General features: G+C 41.4%; 25 protein-coding genes and 1 other RNA gene. 20 read left to right on the top strand and 6 right to left on the bottom strand.

Annotated features, from left to right (window positions below; genetic code table 11):
* Positions 1 to 225: 225 nt before the first annotated feature.
* Positions 226 to 648 carry a cysteine metabolism transcriptional regulator CymR gene (cymR, locus tag CFS04_RS02660; protein ID WP_088809055.1) on the bottom strand — a complete coding sequence of 141 codons (423 nt, stop codon included), beginning with the start codon at positions 646 to 648 and terminating at the stop codon, positions 226 to 228.
* Positions 649 to 771: 123 nt separating this feature from the next.
* On the opposite strand from cymR, the gene CFS04_RS02655 reads away from it, so the two are divergent.
* The 7 genes from CFS04_RS02655 to CFS04_RS02625 all read left to right on the top strand — a co-directional run bounded on the left by CFS04_RS02655 (position 772) and on the right by CFS04_RS02625 (position 8,655).
* The gene (locus tag CFS04_RS02655) at positions 772 to 2,064 is read left to right on the top strand and encodes a replication-associated recombination protein A (protein WP_088809054.1); all 1,293 of its coding nucleotides are present in this window, start codon (positions 772 to 774) and stop codon (positions 2,062 to 2,064) included.
* 53 nt (positions 2,065 to 2,117) lie between these two features.
* A non-coding RNA gene (gene ssrS / locus CFS04_RS02650) (6S RNA) lies at positions 2,118 to 2,307 on the top strand.
* A gap of 115 nt (positions 2,308 to 2,422) precedes the next feature.
* Positions 2,423 to 3,586, top strand: coding sequence for a cysteine desulfurase family protein (locus CFS04_RS02645; protein ID WP_088809053.1), 1,164 nt, complete (start codon positions 2,423 to 2,425; stop codon positions 3,584 to 3,586).
* Positions 3,583 to 4,701, top strand: a complete 1,119-nt coding sequence (gene mnmA / locus CFS04_RS02640) for a tRNA 2-thiouridine(34) synthase MnmA (protein WP_117584599.1) — start codon at positions 3,583 to 3,585, stop codon at positions 4,699 to 4,701. Before CFS04_RS02645 ends, mnmA begins: the two co-directional genes overlap by 4 nt.
* Positions 4,702 to 4,822: 121 nt before the next feature.
* Positions 4,823 to 5,551 (top strand): alpha/beta hydrolase, encoded by a 729-nt coding sequence (locus CFS04_RS02635; protein WP_088809052.1) that lies wholly within the window; start codon positions 4,823 to 4,825, stop codon positions 5,549 to 5,551.
* A gap of 13 nt (positions 5,552 to 5,564) precedes the next feature.
* Positions 5,565 to 6,233 (top strand): tetratricopeptide repeat protein, encoded by a 669-nt coding sequence (locus CFS04_RS02630; protein ID WP_088809051.1) that lies wholly within the window; start codon positions 5,565 to 5,567, stop codon positions 6,231 to 6,233.
* A 28-nt stretch (positions 6,234 to 6,261) separates the two neighbouring features.
* Complete coding sequence (locus CFS04_RS02625) at positions 6,262 to 8,655, top strand: ATP-dependent RecD-like DNA helicase (protein ID WP_088809050.1); 2,394 nt, start codon at positions 6,262 to 6,264, stop codon at positions 8,653 to 8,655.
* Between the two features lie 76 nt (positions 8,656 to 8,731).
* Here the strand turns inward: CFS04_RS02625 and CFS04_RS02620 are convergent, their stop codons facing one another.
* The 3 genes from CFS04_RS02620 to pieR form a co-directional block, all read right to left on the bottom strand.
* Positions 8,732 to 9,958, bottom strand: coding sequence for a Fic family protein (locus tag CFS04_RS02620; protein WP_088809049.1), 1,227 nt, complete (start codon positions 9,956 to 9,958; stop codon positions 8,732 to 8,734).
* Positions 9,959 to 10,055: 97 nt separating this feature from the next.
* Positions 10,056 to 11,492 (bottom strand): two component system sensor histidine kinase PieS, encoded by a 1,437-nt coding sequence (gene pieS / locus CFS04_RS02615; RefSeq protein ID WP_088809048.1) that lies wholly within the window; start codon positions 11,490 to 11,492, stop codon positions 10,056 to 10,058.
* Complete coding sequence (gene pieR / locus CFS04_RS02610) at positions 11,489 to 12,178, bottom strand: two component system response regulator PieR (RefSeq protein WP_088809047.1); 690 nt, start codon at positions 12,176 to 12,178, stop codon at positions 11,489 to 11,491. The genes pieS and pieR overlap by 4 nt, the downstream gene beginning before the upstream one ends.
* Positions 12,179 to 12,320: 142 nt before the next feature.
* Between pieR and CFS04_RS02605 the strand changes: the two genes are divergently transcribed.
* The 6 genes from CFS04_RS02605 to CFS04_RS02580 all read left to right on the top strand — a co-directional run bounded on the left by CFS04_RS02605 (position 12,321) and on the right by CFS04_RS02580 (position 18,561).
* The gene (locus CFS04_RS02605; RefSeq protein ID WP_088809046.1) at positions 12,321 to 13,784 is read left to right on the top strand and encodes an ABC transporter permease; all 1,464 of its coding nucleotides are present in this window, start codon (positions 12,321 to 12,323) and stop codon (positions 13,782 to 13,784) included.
* A gap of 10 nt (positions 13,785 to 13,794) precedes the next feature.
* Entirely contained in the window at positions 13,795 to 14,481 is a 687-nt protein-coding gene (locus CFS04_RS02600; RefSeq protein WP_088809045.1) for an ABC transporter ATP-binding protein, read from the top strand.
* A gap of 282 nt (positions 14,482 to 14,763) precedes the next feature.
* Positions 14,764 to 17,397 carry an alanine--tRNA ligase gene (alaS, locus tag CFS04_RS02595; RefSeq protein ID WP_088809044.1) on the top strand — a complete coding sequence of 878 codons (2,634 nt, stop codon included), beginning with the start codon at positions 14,764 to 14,766 and terminating at the stop codon, positions 17,395 to 17,397.
* 170 nt (positions 17,398 to 17,567) lie between these two features.
* Positions 17,568 to 17,840 (top strand): IreB family regulatory phosphoprotein, encoded by a 273-nt coding sequence (locus CFS04_RS02590; RefSeq protein ID WP_088809043.1) that lies wholly within the window; start codon positions 17,568 to 17,570, stop codon positions 17,838 to 17,840.
* Positions 17,837 to 18,253 carry a Holliday junction resolvase RuvX gene (gene ruvX / locus CFS04_RS02585; protein WP_088809042.1) on the top strand — a complete coding sequence of 139 codons (417 nt, stop codon included), beginning with the start codon at positions 17,837 to 17,839 and terminating at the stop codon, positions 18,251 to 18,253. Before CFS04_RS02590 ends, ruvX begins: the two co-directional genes overlap by 4 nt.
* A gap of 14 nt (positions 18,254 to 18,267) precedes the next feature.
* The gene (locus CFS04_RS02580) at positions 18,268 to 18,561 is read left to right on the top strand and encodes a DUF1292 domain-containing protein (protein WP_088809041.1); all 294 of its coding nucleotides are present in this window, start codon (positions 18,268 to 18,270) and stop codon (positions 18,559 to 18,561) included.
* Positions 18,562 to 18,596: 35 nt separating this feature from the next.
* Here the strand turns inward: CFS04_RS02580 and CFS04_RS02575 are convergent, their stop codons facing one another.
* The gene (locus CFS04_RS02575; RefSeq protein ID WP_088809040.1) at positions 18,597 to 19,223 is read right to left on the bottom strand and encodes a DedA family protein; all 627 of its coding nucleotides are present in this window, start codon (positions 19,221 to 19,223) and stop codon (positions 18,597 to 18,599) included.
* A gap of 153 nt (positions 19,224 to 19,376) precedes the next feature.
* On the opposite strand from CFS04_RS02575, the gene CFS04_RS02570 reads away from it, so the two are divergent.
* The 7 genes from CFS04_RS02570 to CFS04_RS02540 all read left to right on the top strand — a co-directional run bounded on the left by CFS04_RS02570 (position 19,377) and on the right by CFS04_RS02540 (position 24,170).
* Positions 19,377 to 19,577, top strand: a complete 201-nt coding sequence (locus CFS04_RS02570) for a hypothetical protein (RefSeq protein ID WP_088809039.1) — start codon at positions 19,377 to 19,379, stop codon at positions 19,575 to 19,577.
* Positions 19,578 to 19,723: 146 nt separating this feature from the next.
* Positions 19,724 to 20,797 carry an endolytic transglycosylase MltG gene (mltG, locus tag CFS04_RS02565; protein ID WP_088809038.1) on the top strand — a complete coding sequence of 358 codons (1,074 nt, stop codon included), beginning with the start codon at positions 19,724 to 19,726 and terminating at the stop codon, positions 20,795 to 20,797.
* 12 nt (positions 20,798 to 20,809) lie between these two features.
* Positions 20,810 to 21,451 carry an O-methyltransferase gene (locus CFS04_RS02560; protein WP_088809037.1) on the top strand — a complete coding sequence of 214 codons (642 nt, stop codon included), beginning with the start codon at positions 20,810 to 20,812 and terminating at the stop codon, positions 21,449 to 21,451.
* Complete coding sequence (gene udk / locus CFS04_RS02555) at positions 21,448 to 22,077, top strand: uridine kinase (protein WP_088809036.1); 630 nt, start codon at positions 21,448 to 21,450, stop codon at positions 22,075 to 22,077. The genes CFS04_RS02560 and udk overlap by 4 nt, the downstream gene beginning before the upstream one ends.
* 191 nt (positions 22,078 to 22,268) lie before the next feature.
* Positions 22,269 to 22,748, top strand: coding sequence for a transcription elongation factor GreA (greA, locus tag CFS04_RS02550; protein WP_088809035.1), 480 nt, complete (start codon positions 22,269 to 22,271; stop codon positions 22,746 to 22,748).
* 33 nt (positions 22,749 to 22,781) lie between these two features.
* Positions 22,782 to 23,417 (top strand): YrrS family protein, encoded by a 636-nt coding sequence (locus CFS04_RS02545; protein WP_088809034.1) that lies wholly within the window; start codon positions 22,782 to 22,784, stop codon positions 23,415 to 23,417.
* Between the two features lie 51 nt (positions 23,418 to 23,468).
* Positions 23,469 to 24,170 carry a 5'-methylthioadenosine/adenosylhomocysteine nucleosidase gene (locus CFS04_RS02540; protein WP_088809033.1) on the top strand — a complete coding sequence of 234 codons (702 nt, stop codon included), beginning with the start codon at positions 23,469 to 23,471 and terminating at the stop codon, positions 24,168 to 24,170.
* A gap of 36 nt (positions 24,171 to 24,206) precedes the next feature.
* Here the strand turns inward: CFS04_RS02540 and CFS04_RS02535 are convergent, their stop codons facing one another.
* Positions 24,207 to 26,009: a M3 family oligoendopeptidase gene (locus CFS04_RS02535; RefSeq protein ID WP_088809032.1), complete on the bottom strand. Its 1,803-nt coding sequence runs from the start codon at positions 26,007 to 26,009 to the stop codon at positions 24,207 to 24,209.
* Positions 26,010 to 26,169 lie beyond the last annotated feature (160 nt).

The following is a 26,169-nucleotide window of genomic DNA, read 5'->3' as shown; positions in this document are numbered from 1 at the left end:
TAAGTATCAGTTAAGTGATAACAAAGCGGCGGCGGTTCTCGCACTGGACAAACAGGCGGATAAAGTGGTGGCCAATTTAGGCACATTGATCGCCCAACTAAAACGCGGGAGCATCGACGTATAGAAGTAGCGAAGTAGAACAAGAGGAATGCCAAGCAAAAAAACAGGCTATTTTGATATTTAATCAGTAGCCTGTTTTTTTAGACAAAAGGATGATGGTGAATTTTAAATGTAAAACATATACCCATCTTGCGGTTCATCTTTATTTTCGTTGGCAAGTAAATCGGCCAAAGTGGTGTTATCTAAAACATTTCGAACAGCATCGCGCATAATCGTCCAAAGTTCGCGTTGTGCAGCTTCTTCGTCTTCCATACTTTCCACTAAAACAATCGGCCCTTCAAGCGTACGAATCACATCTCCAGCAGTAATTTCGCTAGGCTCTGCGTTTAAAATATAGCCGCCGTGTGCGCCGCGAATGCTTTTGACAATGCCGGCATTTCGAAGTGGGCCGACTAATTGCTCTAAATAATGTTCTGATAGATTTTTCTTCTCCGCAATGCTGCGTAGTGATGTTGGTCCTGTACCCATTTGACGTGCAAGTTCAAGGGCGATTGTCAAACCATAGCGCCCCTTCGTTGTAATTTTCATGCTTAAACCTCCACTATTCCGCTAGACTTTATATAGATTCATTATAGCGGAAGTTCCGACAGCACGCAACGAAGTCACTACATATGGTATAATGTAAACAGAACTCAAGGAGGAAGAGAGTATATGGCGATTCAACCTTTAGCATACCGAATGCGACCGCGAAATTTAGACGAAATCGTAGGACAAAGTCATTTGGTAGGAAAAGATAAAATTATATATCGAATGGTTAAAGCGAAGCAGCTGTCGTCGATGATTTTATACGGGCCGCCGGGCATTGGCAAGACGTCTATTGCAAGCGCGATAGCAGGAAGCACGAAATATGCTTTTCGGACGCTAAACGCGGTGACGAATAATAAAAAAGACATGGAAGTTGTGGCAGCAGAAGCGAAAATGAGCGGTACCGTGATTTTACTCCTAGATGAAGTGCATCGTTTGGATAAAGCGAAACAAGATTTTCTCTTGCCGCATTTAGAGAGTGGCGCAATCATTTTGGTTGGGGCGACAACGAGCAATCCATATATCGCCATCAACCCCGCCATTCGAAGTAGAACGCAAATTTTTGAACTAAAGCCGCTTTCAGTAGCCGATATTGAAAAGACAATAGATAGGGCATTGACTGATGCGGAACGTGGTCTTGGAAATTATGACGTTGAACTTGCGGCGGATGCGAAGACGCATTTTGCGACAGCAAGTGGTGGAGATGTTAGGAGCGCGTTAAATGCGCTTGAACTTGCCGTCGTCTCATCAGAACCGAATGATGCAGGAAAAATTTATGTGACGCTTGAGATTGCAGAAGAGTGTTTACAAAGAAAAAGTTTAGCCCATGATAAAGATGGTGATGCGCATTATGATGTGCTTAGTGCGTTTCAAAAGTCGGTGCGCGGAAGCGATGTGAATGCGGCACTTCATTACATGGGGCGTTTAATTGAAGCGGGAGATTTGGTGAGCATTTCAAGACGACTTCTTGTGATGGCCTATGAAGATGTGGGGTTGGCGAATCCAGCTGCTTGTGCGAGGACGCTCGCGGCGATTCAAACGGCTGAAAAGGTTGGTTTTCCAGAAGCGCGTATTCCACTTGCGAATGCAGTTATTGAGCTATGTTTATCACCTAAATCAAATTCAGCTATTACGGCGATTGATGCGGCGCTTTCAGATATTCGAAAAGGCGTGAGCGGTGAGGTGCCTGATCATTTGCGTGATGGACATTATTCAGGTGCTATGAAACTTGGTCGCGCGATTGATTATAAGTATCCGCATAATTATGAGAATGCTTGGGTGGATCAACAATATTTGCCGAATGCACTTAAAAATAAACAGTATTATGAGCCAAAGAAAAATTCAAAATTTGAACAGGCTTTTGCGGCCGTTTATGACAATATTAATGCGAATAAAAAAAGTGGTAAAAATAAAAACTAAAGCCGCTAAAATTGAAAATTTACTTGGAATATGCTATTCTAAGGATAATAAAAGAAACCCTAATGTATTCGTTACAGTGCCATATATTTTTGAACCGAACAATTATGATTACCTTGGGAGCTCGGTGTTCAGACGCGGCGCAAATGCCTTCACACGAGGACTTGCAAACCGCCTGACAGAGCACCCACCTGTTTTTAAGCAGGTTCAAAGGGAGGGACTCCAAACGGTACGATTGGGGTTTCTTTTTGCTTTTTAGACACTAACTATTTGTAAGGAAGTCAGGTTGCTTTCGCTAGAAATAGTTGTTACAATAGGAATCGATTAAAGGCGTTATGCCGAAAAAAGGAAGAGATACGCTATGGAAAATAAAATTTATCTAGACCATGCGGCAACGAGCCCGGTTCACCCTGAAGTCGTTCAGGCGATGCTCGGTGTTTTGACAAATGATTACGGGAATCCGTCGAGTGTTCACTATGCGGGGCGTTCTGCACGCAAAACGCTTGATGAGTCGCGCGCGAAAATTGCGAATCAAATTGGTGCGAGTGAGCGAGAAATCATTTTTACGAGTGGTGGAACGGAAAGCGATAATACGGCTGTCATTGGAACGGCGCTTGCTTCAAAAGAGCGGGGCAAACATATTATTACGTCGCAAATTGAACACCATGCGGTCTTAAAATCATGCGTTTATCTCGAAAGTCTTGGTTTTTCGGTGACCTATTTACCGGTGGGGGAAGATGGTCTTGTGCGCGTAGCTGATGTTCAGGCGGCGCTGCGTGAGGATACAATTTTAGTGACGATTATGTATGGCAATAATGAAATGGGTGCCATTCAGCCGATTGCGGAAATTGCGGAACTGCTTAAAGAGCATCAGGCGGTGTTTCATACGGACGCGGTTCAGGCGTTTGGGCTTGTTCCAATTGATGTGAGTGCCCTTGGCGTGGATTTACTCTCGGCTTCTGCACATAAAATTAACGGGCCACGCGGTGTCGGCTTCCTCTACGTCAAACAAGGTACAGTGGTTGAATTTCCATTTCACGGGGGCGAACAGGAACGCGCGCGCCGTTCTGGGACGGAGAATTTGGCTGGCATTGCGGGCTTTGCGAAGGCAAGCGAATTAATGGCGGCAAACCGGACGGAAAAAGTAGAAGAATACGAGGAATTCAAGTCGACTATGGTTGAAATTTTCTCCCAAAATGAACTGGCTTTTGAAGTGAATGGTTCAGCGGGAACAAGTTTACCGCATATTTTAAGCGTGCGTTTTCACGGTGTGCAGGTGGAGCAGCTCTTGATGAACCTTGATATGGCAGGTGTTGCGGTGTCGAGTGGTTCAGCTTGTACGGCGGGAACAGTGGACCCGTCACATGTGCTCGTTGCGATTTTTGGCGAGAATCATCCAGGTGTAACGGAGACGATACGAATCAGTTTTGGCCTTGGGAACACATATGAAGAAGTGGTGCTTGCAGCGAGCAAGATAACAGATGTTGTAAACCGCTTAGCTAAACGGAAGGAGCAAAAGGCGTGACGAAAAAAGAAAACAAAGATATACGTGTTGTGGTGGGGATGTCAGGCGGTGTTGACTCCTCGGTAACAGCGTATTTGCTGAAAAAACAAGGATATGACGTCATTGGTATTTTTATGAAAAACTGGGATGATACGGATGAATTTGGTGTCTGCACGGCAACGGAAGATTTTGAAGATGTCATTCGCGTCGCGAATCAAATTGGTATCCCGTATTACGCGGTTAATTTTGAGAAGGAATATTGGGATAAGGTGTTTACGTATTTCTTAGAGGAATACAAGCTCGGTAGAACACCAAACCCGGATGTGATGTGCAACAAGGAAATCAAATTCAAGGCGTTTTTAGAACATGCGGAAAGTCTTGGTGCGGATTTTGTGGCGACGGGACATTACGCGCGGATTAGTCGCGAGGACGGCGAAGTGAAGTTGCTGCGCGGTGTGGATAATAATAAAGATCAAACTTACTTTTTGAACCAATTATCACAAGAACAGTTGTCACATGTGATGTTTCCGCTTGGTGAAATGGAGAAAAGCGAAGTACGTGAAATTGCGCAAAAAGCAGGTCTTGCGACGGCGAATAAAAAGGATTCCACGGGGATTTGTTTTATTGGTGAACGTAATTTCAAGCAGTTTTTGAGCGAGTATTTGCCTGCAAAGCCGGGTGAGATGAAGACGCTCGCTGGGAAAAAGATGGGAAAACATGATGGCTTGATGTATTATACGATTGGTCAGCGTCACGGTTTAGGTATTGGTGGTGACGGTGAAGCTTGGTTTGTAGTTGGGAAAGACTTATCGGAAAATGTCCTTTTTGTTGAACAAGGTTTTCATCACGAAAGTTTATACTCGAATTCATTAATCGCAACGGACGTTTCTTTTACTTCCAACAAACCGAAAGAACAGCATTTTACGTGTACGGCGAAATTCCGCTATCGTCAAGTGGATTCTGGTGTAACGGTACATTTACGTGCGGACGGAACAGCTGAAGTGGTATTTGATGAACCAGTTCGGGCGATTACGCCGGGGCAAGCGGTCGTTTTCTATGACGGTGAAGAATGTATAGGCGGCGCCACGATTGATACGGTTTGGAAAGCGGACGAACAATTGGATTATGTTGGCTAAAATAGAATTTTGAACGGGAAAGTTGCAAGTTAAGCGGCTTTCCTGTTTTTTATGTGCATCTCGTTATTTTTTGGCGAAAATATGGTAAAATATGAAGCGAACGTATGAAATGAGGGTGATTATGAAAAAGATAATTGGTTTTTCAAGTGTGGTCATTGTCGTGCTTCTCGCCATATGGGGCTATTTTTATTTTAATACAGCGCCAAATGAAGTGGCTGAAGAGGCGGCTAATCCTACCCAGGCCGTTAATGTGTTTGAGGAAAACAATACGCTCATTTTTGAACCGAAAAAGGAACAGGCGAAAACAAGCGTGATTTTGTATCCAGGCGCTTTTGTGAATGCACTTAGTTATGCGCCGCTTGCGAAAGAGCTTGCCGATTCTGGATATAAAACGTATGTCGTTGAAATGCCTTTAGACCTCGCGGTATTTGGAAAAAATAAGGCGGAGGCGATTATGAATGAAAATGCCGATGAACAGTTTGTAATTGGTGGTCATTCACTTGGCGGCGTGATGGCGGCTAGGTTTGCCCATGAGCATGCGTCTGATTTACGCGGCGTATTTTTCTTGGCGAGTTATCCAGATAAAAAAGGTTCTTTAAAACAAAGCGGTTTGCCTGTTTTATCGATAACGGCTTCTAATGATGGCGTTTTGAACTTTAAAAAGTTTGAGGAAAATAAAAAGTACTTATCAAATGAAGCGACTTTTCTTAACATAAACGGCGGAAATCATGCGCAGTTTGGTTCATACGGGAAACAAAGTGGAGACCATGATGCGAGCATTTCTGCGGCAAAGCAGACGGCTGAAACAGCAGAAGCGATTACGAATTGGCTTCAAAATTCTGTGAACTAGAAGGAGATATAAAATGGATAAAAATCAGCAAGGTATTGAGTTTATGCAGCAAGGGAAATTGGAAGAGGCTGTTCAAATGTTTACGGAGGTCATTGAGGAGCACCCGACTGATCCGGTTGGCTATATTAATTTTGGTAATGTACTCCTTTCGATGGATGATTTTGAGCGGGCGGAATTGTTTTTTAAACGTGCTACTGATTTAGATGCAACAGTTCCTGCGGCGTATTATAGTTTAGGGACGTTATACTTTGAGTTGGAACGTTACGGGGAAGCGATTCAGGCTTTTGAAAATGCCATCAGCCAAGGCATGGAAAATGCGGATGTGTTTTTCATGCTCGGAATTAGTTTTGTAAATGCCGACCAAAATTCGCTTGCACTTGCTTATTTGCTTCGCAGTACGGAGTTGAATCCGAAAGACGCGGAAAGTGTTTTCCAATACGGGATTGCGCTTGCTAAGGAAGGGCTTTACGAAGAAGCGGAAATTCAATTGGAGCGTGTGCTGGCGCTAAAACCTGACGATGCGGATGCGCTCTACAATTTGGGGGCGGTGTATTTGGCTTGGCAAGGCGATATTGTCATCGCCAAAAATTATTTTGAGCGTGCGGTAGCCGCTGATACCAATCATGTGCTGGCTCAAAACGCGCTTGTCGCAATATTGGATTTGGAGGAAAACGCGGAATAGGCGTTTAAACAGAAGTGGGGTGAAAAATATGGCGACACAGGAATCGCTTGCGCTTTTTCAACCAGAAAATGAAGAGTGGTTTATGAAGGGCACGGTGCTGTCGACGATTTTTCATAACCCGGACAATTTATTTTCGGTTGTGCGCTTGCTTGTGAAGGAAACGAATACGACTTGGGATGAAAAGGATATTATTGTGACGGGTGTTTTCCCGAAACTGCATGAGCAGGAAGTGTACATGTTTTACGGGAAAATCACGGAACATGCGAAGTTTGGGGAGCAATTTAAGGCGGAAAAATTTCGAAAAGAGATGCCGCAGACGAAAGCGGGCATCGTTCAATATTTATCAGGCGAGCTGTTTAAAGGTGTTGGGAAGAAAACGGCGGAAAACATTGTCGAGGTGCTCGGGGAAGACGCGATTTCGATTATGATGGCGGATCCAGATAGGCTTTCTGATGTGCCAAAACTTCCTAAAAATACGGCGGATACGCTGATTGCGACGCTGCGGGAAAATCAAGGCTTAGAGCATGTTATGATTGGCTTAAATGAATATGGTTTTGGTCCGCAACTTTCGATGAAAATTTTTCAAGTGTATAAAGAGAATGCGTTAACTATTTTGGAGCAAAGCCCGTATAAGTTGATTGAAGACGTAAAAGGGATTGGTTTCCAGCGGGCAGACGATTTGGGGAGAAAACTTGGTCTTGGCGGGGAACATCCGGAACGAATTCGCGCGGGTTTATTGTACGTAATTGATACGGAATCAATTCGAAATGGTGACGTATATTTGGAACGTGCGGACTTAATTCGTGCGGCGCAAAGTTTGCTTGAAGAAAGCGATCCGGTACCGATTCACGAGGAAAACGTGGAGCGCGAAATTGAATACTTAAGTGATAGCGATAAAATCATTATTGAAAATTCGCGCGTTTATATGCCGTCTTTATATTTTGCTGAAAATGGTTTGGCGCACCATGTCAAACGGCTTATGGGCCAGTCTGAATATGCGGAACAATTTCCAGAGTCGGAATTTTTGCTTGCGCTAGGCGATTTGGAGGAGCGCATCAATGTGTCCTACGGGGAATCGCAAAAAGAGGCGCTTCAAACGGCGCTCGAGTCGCCCATGCTCGTTTTGACGGGTGGACCGGGAACAGGGAAGACGACGGTTATTAAGGGCATTGTGGAGCTTTACAGCGAATTAAACGGCGTAAGTCTTGATCCGCATGCGTACAAAGATGGGAACAAATTTCCGATTTTGCTCGCGGCACCAACTGGACGGGCAGCGAAACGAATGAGTGAGTCAACTGGTCTCCCGGCGATGACGATTCACCGCTTGCTCGGCATGAATGGGCAGGAGCAGATGGACGATGATTCGGAGCGCTTAATTGATGGGCGGCTCTTAATTGTCGACGAGATGTCGATGGTGGATATTTGGCTTGCGAACCAATTGTTCCGCGCGCTTCCTAGTCACATTCAAGTCATTTTAGTTGGCGATAAAGATCAGTTGCCATCTGTTGGGCCGGGGCAAGTGTTAAAAGACATTTTAGAATCGAAAGTGATTCCTACAGTGGAATTAACGGATATTTATCGTCAAGAGGACGGCTCTTCGATAATCGAAATGGCGCATGATATTCGGGAAGGCTTCTTGCCGCAAGACTTCGCAAAAAATCGCAAGGATCGCTCGTTTTTTCATTGCCACGTCAACCAAATCGCTGACGTCGTGGAACAGGTTGTGCAAAACGCAAAATCAAAAGGGTTTCGCGCGAAGGACATCCAAGTTTTAGCCCCCATGTACAGAGGGCCTGCGGGTATAAATGTGCTAAATAAAAACTTGCAAGAGATTTTCAACCCTAACGATACGGGGAAAAGAAAGGAACTGACTTTCGGGGATATAAAGTACCGTGTGCACGACAAAGTGCTTCAACTGGTCAACCAGCCCGAAAAAAATGTGTTTAACGGCGATATTGGTGAAGTGGTTTCGATTATGTACGCAAAGGAAAATACGGAAAATCAAGATATGATTGTCGTACAGTTTGATCAAACGGAAGTGACGTATTATCGCCAAGAATTCAATCAATTGACGCACGCGTACTGCTGCTCGATTCATAAAGCCCAGGGGAGCGAATTCCCAATTGTGATTATGCCAGTTGTGCGCAGCTATTACCGCATGCTTAGGCGCGATTTGCTTTACACGGGCGTGACGCGAAGCAAGCAATTTCTTATTTTATGCGGCGAGGAAGACGCATTTCGAATGGGGATTGAGCGAACGGATGAAACAGAGCGACAAACAACGCTTTTGGAACGATTAACATCTGACGAGGCGCTTGAACTTGTGAGCAGCGTGAAGCGGCTTACGGAAGAGAATATGGCAGAAATTGATCCAATGATTGGAATGGACGATGTGACGCCATATACATTTATGTCAGCATGAAAAAAGCATATATTCAGTAATCAGACCATTTAAAAATGGATTTTACTGGATGTATGCTTTTTTTATTTAAAGCGTATTACCTAAAAAGTGTGTCAACGAAATTTTTATTTAATGTGTAGATAACAGGATTCTTTTTAATTTTAGTAATGATGTTTTGTTGCTCAAGTTTCTCAAATTGAGCGTTTAACTTTCTTCTACCAATTTTTAACAATGCTTCTAATTCAGGTGCTGTAATTTGATTGTATGGTGACTGGAAAAGATAGCTTTGTGTAAGAAATTCTAATAATTCATACTCTAACGCATCGCTAGTGACTGTTTTTAATTGTTCTAGCATGGAGTGGAGTAAAGCATTTTTTTCTTGTAAATCAGTCAAAATAGACATTTGCCCTTTTCGAATTAATTTTAACATGGCGAGCACGAAAAAGGTCATTTCACCTTTATTCATAAATGAAGAAGCTTCCTCAAAAGCTTGGTAATAGTCAGAGCGATTTCGGTTAATCATGTATGAAAAGGTGAATGCGCTATGTGGCCCTAACTTTTTCTGCAAGTTCTTACATAGTATATATCTACCCAGCCTACCATTTCCATCATAAAATGGGTGAATATATTCAAAAAGGTAGTGTCCAATGAGATATTTGTATAAATCGGGCATGTCATTTTCATTCAGTTGTAATAGTTTAGCGAGATGTAAAAAGATTTCATATTCTGGAGTCACACCAGTATGCCGTACCTTCATGCCATCTTTAACGAAAACAATTTCTTTTCTAAACATATCCCCATCAGGCTGGTCATCTTTCTTGATCTCATTTGCGACAAGTTTATCATAGATGCTCCTAAAATCCTCCACTTTCGTTATTTTTTCATCCTCTTCTATGCGATTATACAACTGAACGAGACCAAAGAATCTTTTGTGACTTATTTTATTTCCTTTTTCAATATCCGCCAAAATTTCAGCGAGCTCTTTTTTAGAACTATGAACGCCTTCAACTTCATTAGTGCTTTGCAATTCATTAATTAATATATTCTCCATGAATTTCCTTACAGAAATAGGAGGCATATCTTTTATTAAAAGTTGTATGGCTTTGCTATTTTCGATTACTTCTTCATTTATTTTAGCTAACTCAGGAATATTCACAATAAAAAGCGCTTCCTGATGCGACATCGGTTTACCATTATCCATTGGTTTGATTTCTATTCCGGTTGTATAGGTTGAAAAGCTGGAAATACGCCTTTGAAATTCCTCTAATTGAGCTTTTTCATTTTCCATATAACGTATATTTTTTAAAGGGTAATATTTATCCAATAGAAACAGCTCCTTTTTGTTAATATTAGCACTTTCAACCGAATAGAGCAATTATAAAATATAATAAAACAGCTTTTTCTGTAGAAAAAGCTGTTTTCTATACATCATTATCTCGATAAAACGGCAATCGAATCGTAAATGTCGCTCCGGCACCTGGCGAACTTTCTGCTTCAACAGTACCTCCGTGATTCTCCACAAGTTGCTTCACAATCGAAAGCCCAATGCCAGATTCCCCGAATGCCGTATTCGTCCGTGAAATATCCGCCTTATAAAATCGTTCCCAAATTTGCTCGAGTTCGTCTGTATTCATACCAATCCCCGTATCTTGGATTTGCAAAATCGTTTCCTTATAATCTTGGAAGCCGCGAAGTGTGATGGTACCATTTTCCGTAAACTGAATGCTATTTTTCACAATGTTCATCACAATTTGCGTCAGCCGGTCGTAATCCGCATAGACCTCTAAATCGAGCGGAGCTTCGACCACCAGTTTGTCATTTTTCTTACTGGCTAAAGGCTCTAACTGTTCACTAAGCAAATCGAAAAAGGAATGAACACCGAATTTTGTTTGGTATAAAACGATTTTATTCGCTTGAATGCGTTCATAATCCAAGTTTTCATTGACAAGTTTCGTGAGCCGTTTTGCCTCCGTATCAATCAACTGAACAGCACGATTTGTTTCGCTCAGCGGAATAATATCATTGACAAGACCTTCCGTAAGTCCACTGATGGTTGTTAGTGGCGTGCGCATTTCATGAGAAACGTCCGCAATGAATTGCTGCCTGCGCCGTTCTTGCCGTTCAATTTCCTCGCGCGATTCTGCCAAGTTTTCTGTCATCTTATTAAAATCGTGAGCTAGTTCGCCGATTTCATCAAACGAGTTTTCCTTAAGCCGCGTCTCGTAATCACCACGCGTGACACGCTTCGTTGCATCACGCAATTTGTTAATTCGATTCACCTGAAATTTTGACATGAGCAAGCTTAAAATTAAAGCGACCGCAATCGAAATGAGAATCGTATAAAACATGTACTGGTTAATCGTGCCAATTACTTTCTCCGTTCCGCTAATCGGCGCATTTAAAATCACCGCACCAAGATAGGTGTCGCCGTTCATAATCGGCACATAGACAACAGACATTTCTTGATTAAAACGATTGTCCACTTTTATCGTGACGGTTTCACCTTTTTTCAGTTTTTCCATGTCCGCGTCTGAAATTTTGAAATCTGGTGGAAGAGGTCGACTAGTGTCTGGATAAATGGTTTGGTTGTCCTTGTTCATAATCGTATAGTGAATATTATTCACATCTAAAATCCGCTGATAGGAATTTAATACAGAAACCGTCTGATTTCCCGGTGCGTATTTAATATCATTTGAAATCGTATCCCCGTATTTCGATAAAACACCCACTTGTTCCTCAAAAAAATAGTCTTTTAAAAAGTGTGAAACGGACAAGCCAATCATTAAACAAGCAATAAGGAGAATGACAAATTGCGTTAAAAACAATTGATACATATATTTAAATTTCACGTTTATCATTCCGTTTCATCGAATTTATACCCGACACCCCACACAGTATGGAGGAAAGGGTGGTTTTCCGTCGCAATTTTTTGACGAAGACGTTTAATGTGCACATCGACCGTCCGTTCATCGCCATAAAATTGGTAGCCCCAAACGCGTTCTAAAAGCTGTTCTCTTGAGAAGACTTGACGCGGGTGTTGCATTAAGAAATAAAGCAAATCGAACTCTTTTGGTGTAAGCGATTCTAAAAGTTTGTCGCCGTAAAAGACTTCCCGTGTCGTTTTGCTAATTTTAAAATAAGTTGTCTGTAAAATGGAGGCATTTTCACTTGCGGAACCAGGCCCAGAATGGCCACGCCGAGCAACAGCTTTAATTCGCGCCATTAATGTGAGCGGACTAAACGGCTTGGTCACATAATCATCGGCGCCAATTTCAAGCCCTAAAACTTGGTCGGATTCTGATTCTTTCGCAGTTAAAATAATAATCGGCACATCGCTCGTTTCGCGGATTTTCTTACATATCGTCATGCCGTCCATACTAGGCAGCATGAGGTCGATAATAATCATATCAAAATCTTCTTTTAAAAAAGTTTCATAGCCCAGTTTGCCGTCATGTTTAAAAGTTGCTTCAATATTTTCTTTCATAAAAAACATTTCAATCATCTGGCAGACACTTTCGTTATCTTCAATCATTAATAGTCTCACTTGAATCCACTCCTCATACAATAAAATTAGCCCAAAAAAGTGAATTTAGCAAGCATTTACAGAAAGTTTAAAAGTTTGTTCATATTTAGTTCACACACTTCAACTAATCTAGGGTTACTGGCAATGAATGGAGGAAAGAAGTATGAATTTTATTAAACGAGCATTTTTTAGTATGAAAGCGAGAATAGGGCGAGGAGCCTTACAACTTATTATATTTACAATCGTTTCCGTACTTATATTAGCTGGCTTTACGATTCAATCTGCTGCAAATAAAGCAAGTGAAATGGCAAAAGAAGAACTAGGCGGGACCGTAACACTTACGGTTGATCGTGAGAAACAAATGGAACAACAGCAAGCTAATCAGAGCGAGAGTGACTCTGGCGAAAGGACGCCTCCTTCGTTTGAAAGTACACCAATTTCTTTAGAAAACGCGGAAAGTTTAGCGAAATTAAATCATGTTGCAACGTACAACTATTACTCAAGCACGCAAGCTCTGGCGAAAGATTTCGACCCAGTAAAGTCTTCTGGAGATAGTTCAACTGGCGACAACAATGCACCGCAAATGGGCGGTCGGCAAATGACCCAAGCAGATTTAAGTATTAGTGGCGTGTTGGATTCTCAGACTTCAACGGATTTTGACGGCGGAACAGCGGAGCTAAAAAGCGGGCGCGCTTTAACGAGTGACGACGCGAACAAAAATGTCGTCCTAGTGGAGGAGACGCTCGCGGAACAAAATGATTTAAAAGTTGGCGACAAAATGAGCATTCAGTCGAGTGATGAGGAAACGACGGTCGAACTTGAAATTGTCGGCATCTATAAAACGAGCGATTCTGGAAGCGATATGGCGAGCAATTTCTCATTTTTAAATCCGTACAATAAATTGTATGTTCCTTATACGGTCGCTAATACGTTAAAAGGCTCAGACTATAAAGACACGGTTGATTCGGCTGTTTATACAATGGACGATGCCGCGAATATTTCAAGCTTTGAAAAACAAGCGAAACAAGTGGATTCAATTGATTGGGATACATTTAAATTGGACGCAAATGATGCGCTTTACCAACAAATGATTGGCCCTATTAACAATGTGGCTTCGTTTTCAAAAAATGTCGTCTATATTGTGACAATTGCGGGCGCATTAATTTTAGCTTTACTCGTGATGATGCAAGTACGTGAACGCAAATATGAAATGGGCGTTTTACTAGCTATTGGCGAAAATAGAATGAAACTCGTCGGGCAGTTTTTCGTGGAAATTTTAACAGTTGCGCTAATTTCATTTATGCTGGCAGGATTTAGTAGTCACTACGTTGCCCAAATTGCCGGCAACCAATTGCTTTCGCAGCAAAATGAGACGGCGCAAACAACGACAGAACAAAATGGAAATCGTGGTCCAAGCGGCGGACCTGGCGGTGGCATGATGAGCGGCGGTTTTTCAAGCTTGACGCAAAACACCGAAGAAATTAAAGAACTGGACATTCAAGTAACGCTAGCGGATATGTTGAAGATGGGCGGAATTGGCGTAGGAATTGCTTTCATTTCGGTACTGCTACCTGCTGCTGCGATTTTACGAATGAATCCAAAAACGATTTTAACGAAACAGGAATAGAGGTGTAAGCATGACGAAAATTTTAGAATTTGAACATGTCGATTATTGGTACAAAACAAAAGAGGAAAGTATTTTAACGGATATTAATTACACATTTAAAGCAGGTGTATTTTATACGGTTGTAGGGAGTTCAGGCTCTGGGAAAACAACGTTCCTTTCCTTGGCTGGTGGTTTAGATACGCAAAAATCAGGCGATATTTTTTACAAAGGGCGCTCTTTAAAAGAACTTGGTTTGCCTGTATTTCGGAATAAATATGTATCCATCGTTTTCCAAAGTTATAATCTGTTAACGTATATGACGGCGCTCCAAAATGTGACGACAGCGATGGAAATTACGAAAGTGAAGCATTCGAATCGAAAAGAGTTTGCCCTAGAAATGCTCGAAAAGGTGGGTATTGATGAAAAAATGGCGAAGCAGCGCGTTTTAACACTTAGTGGTGGGCAGCAACAGCGTGTAGCCATCGCAAGGGCACTTTCCTGCGAAACGGATTTGATTGTGGCTGATGAGCCGACTGGAAATCTGGATGAACGCACAAGTAAGGAAGTGGTGCGTTTGTTCCAAGATTTAGCACACAAAGAAGGCAAGTGTGTGATTATGGTCACGCACGACCCAGAAATTTCCAAAGTTTCCGATGTGAAACTAACGCTTAAAAATGGACAGTTTGAATCAAAAGAACAAATGCAATTTAACGGTTGACAGATAAGGGCGGCTTCTCTATAATTTAAATGAATAAGCTAGACTTTGTAAGAATTTAATTTTAGAGATGCTTACTTAAAAAGAGAACTTTTCCTTGGCTGAAAGAAAAGTAGAAGCCTCTACAAATCGCTCTCTTACGTGAAAAAGTCCGTTCATCTGCGTTAAAGATGCTAAAGAGGTAATGATACAAGTCTTGTGTCGTTGCAAACAGGGTGGTACCGCGAGAATTCGTCCCTGTAGCAACGATTCACAAGGCTTATTTTTTTCGAGGAGGAAAATAAAATGAAGCAACTAACGAGCAGTGAAGTAAGACAAATGTTTCTTGATTTTTTTAAGGAGAAAGGCCATACTGTCGAGCCTAGTGCGCCACTTGTTCCTGTAAATGATCCGACACTTCTTTGGATTAACAGCGGTGTCGCGACAATGAAAAAATATTTTGATGGCTCTGTTATTCCAGATAATCCGCGCCTTGTGAATGCGCAAAAATCGATTCGAACGAACGACATTGAAAACGTTGGTAAAACAGCGCGCCATCATACGTTTTTCGAGATGCTTGGCAATTTTTCAATTGGCGATTATTTCAAAGAGGGTGCGATTGAATTCGCGTGGGAATTTTTAACGAGCCCCAAATGGCTTGGTTTTGACCCTGAAAAATTATATGTCACGGTGTATCCAGAAGATAAGGAAGCGAAAACAATTTGGAAAGAAAAAATTGGTTTGACTGACGAACATATCGTTGAAATTGAAGATAACTTCTGGGATATTGGCGGCGGTCCATGTGGTCCGGATAGCGAAATTTTTTATGACCGCGGCGAAGCATTTGGAAATGATCTGAATGACCCAGAACTTTATCCAGGTGGGGAAAATGAACGCTATTTGGAAATTTGGAATTTGGTTTTCTCACAATTTAATCATAACCCTGATGGTTCTTATACACCGCTTCCAAAGCAAAACATTGATACGGGAATGGGTCTTGAACGAGTGGTTTCCATTATTCAAGGTGCGAAAACAAATTTTGAAACGGATTTATTCATGCCAATCATTCGTGAAGTGGAGCTTATTTCTGGTGAAAAATATGGTGTGACGGACGAAAAAGATGTGGCTTTTAAAGTCATTGCGGATCATATTCGTACAGTTGCCTTTGCTACTGGTGACGGTGCGCTGCCATCAAATGAAGGACGTGGTTATGTTCTTCGTCGTTTACTTCGTCGTGCTGTACGCTACGCGAAACAACTTGGCATTAGTGAGCCATTTATGTTTAAACTAGTTCCTACTGTTGGCAAAATCATGAATGCATTTTATCCAGAAGTTGAAAAACAACAAGCGTTTATTGAAAAAGTGATTCGCAGTGAAGAAGAGCGCTTCCATGAAACATTAAATGAAGGCTTAGCCATCTTAGAAGATATTTTGCAAGAAGCGAAAAGCGGCAAGGGTATTATTTCCGGCAAAGACATTTTCAAATTGTATGACACCTATGGTTTCCCGGTTGAATTAACGGAAGAATACGGTCTTGATCACGGGCTGAAAATTGACCATGAAGGCTTTGAAGCGGAAATGAAATTACAGCGCGACCGTGCGCGTGAAGCTCGTGCTGATGTTCAGTCGATGCAAGTTCAAGGCGAGTTACTTGCGAATTTGACGGATGAAAGTACCTTTGTTGGATACGGGCAAACGGTTGTGGACTCTACGATTTTGCATATCATTCAAGAGGATCAACTTGTGAGTGAGGCGGTAGCCGGGAGTGACGTTCAGGTTATGTTTAAGGAAACTCCGTTTTATGCCGAAAGTGGGGGTCAAGTGGCGGATCACGGAACGGTTCAAAGTGATGCGGGGCTAGCGTTTGTGAAAGATGTCCAAAAAGCGCCGAACAAGCAAAATCTGCACCAAATTTTGGTGAAAGAAGGCGTGCTCAAAGTTGGCGATAAAGTTCAGCTTACGGTGGACGAGTATGACCGCAAAAAGACGGTGAAAAACCATACAGCGACCCATTTACTGCACCGCGCGCTTAAAGATGTATTAGGTGAACATGTCAACCAAGCGGGCTCACTTGTCGCGCCTGATCGTCTGCGCTTTGACTTCTCGCACTTTGGGCAAATCACAGAGGAAGAACTGTCCAAAATGGAAACAATTGTGAATGAAAAAATCTGGGCGCAGCTTGCGGTCGATATTCGCGAAATGCCGATTGATGAAGCGAAAGCGCTAGGGGCAATGGCTCTATTTGGGGAAAAATACGGTGATGTTGTCCGTGTTGTTAAAATTGGTGACTACAGCATCGAGCTTTGCGGCGGCGTCCACGTGAAAAACACTGCGGAAATTGGTTTGTTTAAAATTCAAAGTGAAACAGGTATTGGTGCAGGCACACGCCGAATTGAAGCGCTCACTGGTGAAGCGGCTTATCATTTTGTGACGGAACAGGAAAACACGCTAAAAGAAGTAGCGAAAATCTTGAAAGCGAAAGCTTCTGACACGCCACAAAAAATGGAACAGCTGCAAAATGAACTTCGCGAAGTACGCCGTGAAAACGATTCGTTACAAGCGAAACTGGCAAGTGCCGCGAGTGCTGACATTTTTGCTGGCGCTGAAGAAATTGACGGCGTTAAGGTGATTCATAAGCAAGTGAATGCGAAAGACATGGGGAGCTTACGCCAATTTGCCGACAATTGGAAAGACAAAAAAATGGATGGCGTCCTCGTTTTAGGCGCGGTTTCTGGTGAAAAAGTCAACCTCATTGCGGCTGTTTCGAAAGAGGCGATTGAAGCGGGCTTACATGCTGGTAAGATTATTAAGGAAGTGGCGACAATTTGCGGTGGTAACGGCGGCGGCAAGCCTGATTTAGCGCAAGCGGGCGGAAAAGACCCAGCACTACTTGAAAAAGCGCTTGGCGCGGTGCCGGACATCATTCGTAAGCTTAAATAAGTGCAAGCAATTGGCAGTTTGCTTGTTTGACGTGTTGCTCCTCTTAAATGCTTTCGCGAACTCGCTTTAAACAATATTAAAATTGTGTTAAAGTATATAATTTCTTTGTCAATTCTGAACGGTTAGTGTAAAATAGGTGGAAGAGCGAAGGAATTGAGGTGTTTAGAATTATGGGTACTAAAGATCAAACAATGCATTATAATTTCGGTGACGGTTCCATTGAAGAAGATGTCAAAAAGATTATGAGCCAAGTCTATTCAGCGCTTGAAGAGAAAGGGTACAATCCTGTCAATCAAATTGTTGGCTATTTACTTTCTGGAGACCCTGCCTATATCCCGCGCCACATGGATGCCCGAAACTTAATTCGTAAACTGGAACGTGATGAAATCATCGAAGAATTAGTTCGCGCATATTTAAAAAACAACGAAATTGGTGGAAAATGAGAATAATGGGTTTAGACGTCGGCTCTAAAACGGTCGGCGTTGCGATAAGTGATGCACTGGGCTGGACGGCGCAAGGGATTGAAACCATTGCGATTAACGAGGAAGCAAAGCAATTTGGCTATAATCGTGTACAGGAACTTGCGACAGAATATGAGGTAGAAAAGATTATCGTGGGTTTGCCCAAAAATATGAACAACACGCTTGGTCCACGTGCTGAAAGCTCCGAGAAGTACGCAGAAGTTCTTGAAAATCGGACGGGGATAAAAGTCGAGCTTTGGGACGAGCGTTTAACGACGCAAGCGGCTGAACGCACGCTTTTAGAAGCAGATGTAAGTCGAAAAAAAAGAAAGCAAGTCATTGATAAATTGGCAGCTGTGATGATTTTGCAGTCCTACCTAGATGCAAATAATTAAATGAGGTGACGTATATGTCAGAAAACCATAATCACGAGGAAGAACAAAATTTTATTACGATTGTAAACGAAGAAGGACAAGAAGAGCAGTTTGAAATTTTATTTAATTTTGATTCAGAGGAATTTGATAAATCTTACGTGCTTTACTTCCCAGCAGGGGCAAGTGAAGACGAGGAAATCGAAATTTTAGCTTCTTCTTACATTCAAGATGAAGAAGGCAATCAAGGACAACTGATGCCAGTTGAAACTGATGAAGAGTGGGATATGATTGAAGAAATCTTAGCTACTTTTTTAGCGGACGAAGAATAATCGAAAAAAGGTATCCCAATTTGGGATACCTTTTTTTAATTTCTTGCCCGCGCTTTTTTATTCCAAATCTTGTATGCAAGCCAAATGACAAAAATGATGCAGAGGGCTAAAATTCCATATGTAATGGGGCGCGTGTATTTTTCAACGATTGACCAATTAGCGCCAAGTGTGTAGCCGAGCCATGTTAAAAATAAATTCCAAGGAATACAGCCAAGAATTGTGTAGAGAATAAATTTTGAAACGTTCATTTTGGCAATTCCAGCGGGAAGTGAGATAAATGTGCGGATAACTGGGAGGATGCGGCCGAAAAAGACAGCGCTTGCTCCGTAGCGATTAAACCAAATTTCGGCTTTATCAAGATGTTTGACGTTTAAGAAAATATATTTGCCGTATTTTAAGACGAGTGTTCGTCCGCCAGCTTTTCCGATGTAGTAGGCAATGAGTGAGCCGACTAAGTTTCCGGCGATACCCGCAAATACAACAAGCCAAAAATTGAGTTTTCCAGCTTCAGCCATAAAACCACCAAATAGCATGACAACTTCGCTAGGCAGGGGGATACAGACGCTCTCGATTAGCATCGCAAGGAAAATCCCGAAATGTCCAAAGGTATCAATTAAATACATGACAAAATCTTGAAGGCTTTGAATAATTGTATGTAACATAAAAAGACTCCTTCTAAATACAATAGTGACTTTGTTATTATAGCATAAGGAAATCATAACGCGTTATTTTTTATAAAAGAAAAGGTTTTTGTATGTTTTTTCGCGTAATCTTTGTTATGATAGTTTTATTCCAAAAATGAAAGAAGGGTTACCATGGAAAAATTTGTTGTGACGGTTCATATGGTGAGCGGGCGTACATACAGCAAAACAGTAGAGAGCGATTCGCAGAAAAAAGCGATTTCGGAGGCGTTAGTGCCAACAGGAGAGGGAACATTTTTACTGGATGATAATGAAGGTCGTTCGGTTAGACTATATAAACGCAATATTGAATCAGTGGAATCGATTGAAGCTTAAAGGTGCCGAAAATTCTGAAAGTGACTTCGCTTTCAGGATTTTTTTTATGAAATATTAAAATTTGTTAAAAAAAATAAATACGCATAGTAATGTGCGGAAAAAATCGGTATAATGGACTGGATAATGTAAAGAAACGAGGGGTCAACTTGAGTAAGTCTAAAGGTAAAAAAATGACCATTATTATTTCTGCCATCGTTCTAGTTCTTATAATTGCCACTTTTTCAGGATATTTTTATATCCAAAGTCAACTAGGTGCGAAAGATGCGGATAGTAAAGCGGAAGTTATTGTTGAGATTCCATCAGGGTCAAATGTGAAAGATATTGGCAATCTATTAGAAGAGAAAAACGTGATTAATGATGCGAGAGTTTTTTCATACTATGTTAAATATACGAATGAAAATAATTTAAAAGCAGGTAAATATCAACTCAGCCCATCAATGGATACGGATGAAATTGTGAAAGTCTTAAAAGAAGGCGATACAGTTGCTCCTGAAAAACTCGTCATTCCAGAAGGGTATGCACTGGATCAAATTGCGGAAAGAATCGTGAATTACCAACCTAACTTGAAGAAAAATGACGTTTTAAAAACGATGGATGACCCAAGTTTTGTGAAAGAAATGATTAAAAAATATCCTGACACGGTGACAGATGCTGTGCTGAATAAAGACATTAAACATCCGCTAGAAGGCTACTTATATCCAGCGACGTATACGTTTAAAGATGCAAATGCTAGTGCGGAGACGATTATCGAAGAAATGATTAAAGCAACGGACACGAACTTAGCGCCGTACCGTGCGGAATTAGCGAAGCAACAGAAGTCGGTTCACGAATTTTTAACGATGTCTTCCTTAATTGAAAAAGAAGCGACAGAAAATGTAGACCGCAAAAAAATCGCAAGCGTTTTTTACAACCGCTTGGACGAAAATATGCGCCTCCAAACCGATCCAACAGTACTTTACGCACTCGGAGAACATAAGGACAGAACCCTTTATTCGGATTTAAAAGTAGATTCACCTTACAATACTTATCGTGTGAACGGCTTACCGCCGGGCCCGATTGCAAATAGCGGTCAAAATTCGATGGAAGCAGCGCTCTATCCAGAAAAAACCGACTATCTATACTTTTTAGCGAATACAAAAACAGGGAAAGTTTATTTTTCAAAAACATTAGACGAACATAATCGCTTGAAAGAAGAGCATATTACAAGCAATCAAGAGTAAGAGGGGAAGTTTATGAATCAAACTATTCAAGATTACCTAGTTGCGCAAATTCCAAAACGATCTGTTTTCTTTACAAAAATGGAAGAGTTTGCGAAAGAAAATCATGTGCCTATTATGGAAGCAGATTCCTTGCACGCGATGCTACAAATTATGGCAATTCAACAGCCAAAGCGCATTTTAGAGCTTGGAACGGCAATTGGTTATTCAGCACTACGCATGCAAGACATACTCCCAAACGCTGAAATTGTAACGATTGAACGCGATGAGGAACGTCATCAGACGGCCTTGGAAAACATTGAACGCTACGGGGCGAACAATATTGATTGTGTGCTCGGAGATGCGCTAATTGACGCGGATAAGCTGCTTGAAAAGGGACCGTATGATGCCATTTTTATTGATGCAGCGAAAGCGCAATATGAAAAATTTTTCGCGCTTTATACGCCAAGTTTAAATCAAAAGGGCGTTTTATACAGCGATAATGTTTTATTTAAAGGACTCGCGCTTGATGAATCCGATGAGGTTAAGAAAAAGGCACGTGTTGCTCGTAAAATGCGAGATTTCAACCAATTTTTAGTGGAACAAGAAAATTTTGTGACGACAACAATTCCGCTGGGAGATGGACTTGCGATTACTAGAAGGAGCGAAATATCATGAAGAAAAAGCCAGTTGTTGTGGGAGTTACAGGTGGATCAGGCTCAGGAAAGACGAGCGTATGCAAAAAAATATTCGATCATTTTGATGAACATTCTATTTTAATGATTGAACAAGATTTTTATTACAAAGATCAAACGGAACTTTCTTTTGAAGAAAGACTTAAAACTAATTACGATCATCCACTCGCGTTTGATACCGACTTATTAATTGAACATGTTAAGCAGCTGCTCCGTTTTGAAGCGATTGATAAGCCCGTATATGATTATACGAAACATACGCGTTCAGATATGCTTATTCATCAAGAGCCACGCGACGTTATCATTTTAGAAGGTATTTTAATTTTAGAAGATCCTCGGCTGCGCGATTTAATGGATATTAAAGTCTATGTCGATACAGATGATGACATTCGCATTATTCGTCGTCTGTTGCGTGATATTAAAGAACGAGAACGCTCGCTTGATTCCGTTATCGAGCAATATTTAACGGTTGTCAAACCGATGCATAACGAGTTTATCGAGCCTACAAAAAAATATGCCGATATTATTATTCCAGAAGGCGGGCAAAATCATGTGGCGATTGATTTAATGACAACAAAAATAGCAAGCGTGCTTCAGGAAAATATGTAATAAGATTCGTTGGGCTTGTCAAAGTATCCAAATTACTGTAAAATTTGCGTTATGAAATGAAAGAGATTTGCTTACTACTTGAAAGAAAGAACGGTTATCTTTCTTGCGTAAAGTAAATATTCGATCATGGTGCGGGGATAGTCTCCGTACTTTTCTATACAAAGAAATGTTCAAAAAGGAGAGAAACTATTTTGGCAACTGAAAAAGTATTTCCAATGACCCTTGAAGGGAAAGCAAAATTAGAAAATGAATTACATGAATTAAAAACTGTAAAACGTAAAGAAGTTGTTGAGCGCATTAAAATTGCGCGTGGTTTCGGTGACTTATCCGAGAACTCGGAATATGATTCCGCAAAAGATGAGCAAGCATTCGTTGAAGGACGGATTACGACAATTGAAAACATGCTTCGTAACGCGCACATCATTGATGGCTCAGAAGTCGATAATGATACGGTTTCACTCGGCAAAAAGGTAACTTTTGCGGAAGTTCCAGGCGGCGATGAAGAAACGTACACGATTGTCGGTAGTGCGGAAGCTGATCCATTTGAAGGTCGTATTTCTAACGATTCTCCAATCGCTAAAGGTTTAATCGGCCATGCAATTGGTGAAGAAGTAAACATTCAAACGCCAGGCGGCGATATGACCGTTAAAATTATTAAAATTGAAGCATAATCCTGCTTTTGAACAAGGTGGTGAGACTCAAATATGGTGACAAAGCAAAATAAAAATCGCCGTGTGAAGCAAAATAGCGTGGAAGGATCCAGGCTCGAGTCGAACACGAAACGCAAAAAAACAAACTTGATTTTAAATATTTTGATCATCATTGTATCGCTTTTAATCGTTGCTTCGCTTTATTTTGTTATTTTGGCAACCGATAATTCTGATACACCAACAGAAACTAAAACGGCATCTTCTACAACGGAAAAAGAAGATGCCGCAAAAAGTGAGAAGGCTAAAAAAGCAGAAAAACAGGACGAGTCTGCGTCTAAAGACACGACTACGACCGAAAAAAGCGATGATCCAAATGTAAATCAAGTCATTACAAAAGACTGGAAACCTGTCGGAACGAAACAATCGGGTGAACATGTAAACTCTTACGATGCAACTAGCCGTGATTGGAAAGAAAAAATCCAAGCTTTTTCGGAAGCGACAGGAATAGACGCGAATAACATGACACTTTGGTTTGTAGGACGCGGCGCAGATCCAGCTACAGAATCAATCGGAACAGTTTCAGATAAAAGCACACCTGATAAAGCGTATCGCGTATACATTGCTTGGCGTGACGGAGAAGGTTGGCAACCGATGAAAGTGGAAGAGTTAAAGCAAAACGATAAGCGATAAACGCTGGTAAATTTCCGGCGTTTTTATTTGGACAAAAAGGAGGTTTTCCTTGTGATAGGAATTATTGGCGCGATGGAAGAAGAAGTGAAAATTTTAAAAGAGCAAATGACGTTGCTGTTAGAAGAAGAAATCGCAGGAGCAAAATTTTACCGTGGGACAATTTCAGGTCAAGAAGTCGTGCTACTACAATCAGGAATTGGTAAAGTAAATGCCGCGATTTCAACCACTATTTTGTGTGACCATTACAAACCTGAATGCATCATTAATACTGGTTCAGCAGGAGGCCTAGGCGCGAATCTAAATGTGTCAGATGTCATTATTTCAAATCAACTTACTTACGGTGATGTGGATGCGACCGTCTTTGGCTATACATTTGGTCAAGTGCCACAAATGCCAGCTGTCTATCAAGCAGATGCCAATTTGCTAAAGAAAGTTGAGAAAGTATATTTAAATCAATTAAAAGAAACCACGAGCAAAGTCGTATTCGGATTAATTGCCACAACGGATTCCTTTATTTCAACAGATGAACAACGCGAAAAAATCACTACACATTTTCCAGAAGTAAAGGCGGTCGAAATGGAGGCAACGGCTATAGCACAAGTAGCGCATCAGTTTGATATCCCGTTTGTGATTATCCGCGCGCTATCTGATGTTGCGGACAAAGAAGCCGCAATTTCCTTCGATGAATTCCTAGAAACAGCAGCAAAAGCTTCATCAGAATGCATTTTAGCCCTTCTAAAAGAATGGAATTAAAAAAGCGAGAATCCACTAGGATTCTCGCTTTTGTATTTATAAGTCTTCTGTTAGTTTAAGGAATTCAGAAACATCGTTCACGGTAATTTGAACGGCGCTTTCCCAGAAATCAGGTTTTGTTAAATCAACGCCGAGATGTTTTTTGGCAAGTTCTTCCGTTGTCATCGCACCAGTATCTTTTAAGAGTGCAATGTATTTATCTTCGTAGCTTTCGCCCTCTTGAATGGCTTTATTATATATACCAAGCGAGAAGAGGTAGCCAAATGTGTACGGGAAGTTGTAAAATGGCACTTCTGAAATGTAAAAATGAAGTTTGGAAGCCCAGAACTGCGGATGATATTCATCAAGTGCATCTAAATAAGCTTCACGCTGGGCTTCTTCCATTAAACGATTCAGTGCGTCTACAGATAAAATACCTGCTTTACGCGCTTCGTAAAAACGTGTTTCGAATAAGAAACGAGCATGGATATTCATGAAGAATGCCACACTGCGCCCAATTTTATCTTCAAGAAGCGTTATTTTTTCTTCTTTTGTGCTGGCTTCCTTCACAGAAGCATCGGCAATAATCATTTCAGCAAATGTAGAGGCAGTTTCAGCAACATTCATGGCGTAGCCAGTATTTTCAAAAGGCTCATCGCGAATCACGTATGAATGGAAAGCATGTCCCAGCTCATGTGCCAGTGTCGCAACGGTACTTGGCGCTCCGTCATAGGTCATAAAAATGCGACTTTCTTTAACAAGAGGGAAGTCTGTGCAAAAACCGCCTGGACGTTTATTGTCGCGATCTTCCGCTTCAATCCACTTGTTGGCGAAAGCATGTTCAGCGAAATGGGCCATTTTAGGACTGAATTTTTGGAACTGTTGAATGATGAAATCCGCGCCTTCTTGGAAAGAATATTTTTTCGTATCTTCACCGAAAACGAGGGGCGCTTCTACGTCATAAAAGCTAAGTTTTGGAACACCAAGTAATTTGGCTTTACGATCTAGGAAAGTGGTAAAGGTACTTTTATGTTCGCGAATCACGTTCCACATCGCGTCAAGTGTGCCTTGCTCCATTCGATTTATCGCAAGCGGTTCAGCGAGCACTTTATCCCATTTACGCATGTCATATGTAGCCAAACGAAAGCCTGCTAAATGGTTCAATGTGTCAGCGAATAGCCGCCCATTTTCCTGCCAACTTTTCGTATAAGCCTGAAAAACCGCTTGGCGGACGTCACGTTTTGGGTGGTTCAACATGTTGAGCGCTTGACCAGCTGAAAGGTCTTTTGTTTCACCGTCAATCTCGACTTTAACGCGAACTTTTGACACGATGGTATCATAGTGGTCAGACCAGCCACGGTAACCATCAACGGAAAGGGCGTTAATTGCGGCTTCCACTTCTTTCGTTCCTTTTTTCTTGCGATTTGTGCGCGCTTCATTTAAGACGAAAGCAATTTGTTCAAAGCCATTTTGTGTCAGGATTTCATTCCAAACGCGGTCCGAAATTTGCGCAAATTTTTCATGCCATTCGTCTTCTGCCGTTTGCAAAATAGATTGATGTTGGTAAACAAGTGCTGCCAGTTCAAGCGCGCGTTCATCGTTCACATTGGCCGAGGCTAAACATTCTAAATAAGAACTTGCGGTTAATAAAACGCGTGAAATATCAGCGTTTTGATTGATTAAAATGAGAAATTCTGCGGTGTCCTCTGTATTTTCTGGGATACTCCAATCCTGAATGTTTTGCACAAATTGATCGAGCTCTTGTTTGTTTTGTTGGAGTGCATCACGGAGTTCAGTTGAGCTACTGCCACCACTATAAATTGAATCGAGTTCCCAAATAAGAGAATAGTCTTTTGACATGTTTTTTCCTCCCTATCAAACGCGTAATTGTAAGATTATTTCTTCATCATTATAGCATTAAACCATTCTTTTTTTGTAAAAAAAGCAGAAAGATGTTAAAATTTGTAGATTATCTTTGTAAATAACGGTATGATAGTATTTGCAGATTTATACTATATAA

This window comes from Listeria sp. ILCC796 (genome assembly GCF_900186175.1).
In the GTDB taxonomy this organism is placed as follows: domain Bacteria; phylum Bacillota; class Bacilli; order Lactobacillales; family Listeriaceae; genus Listeria; species Listeria goaensis.
The sequence above is the reverse complement of the archived record's forward strand: the minus strand, read 5'-3'. Positions and strand labels throughout refer to the sequence as shown.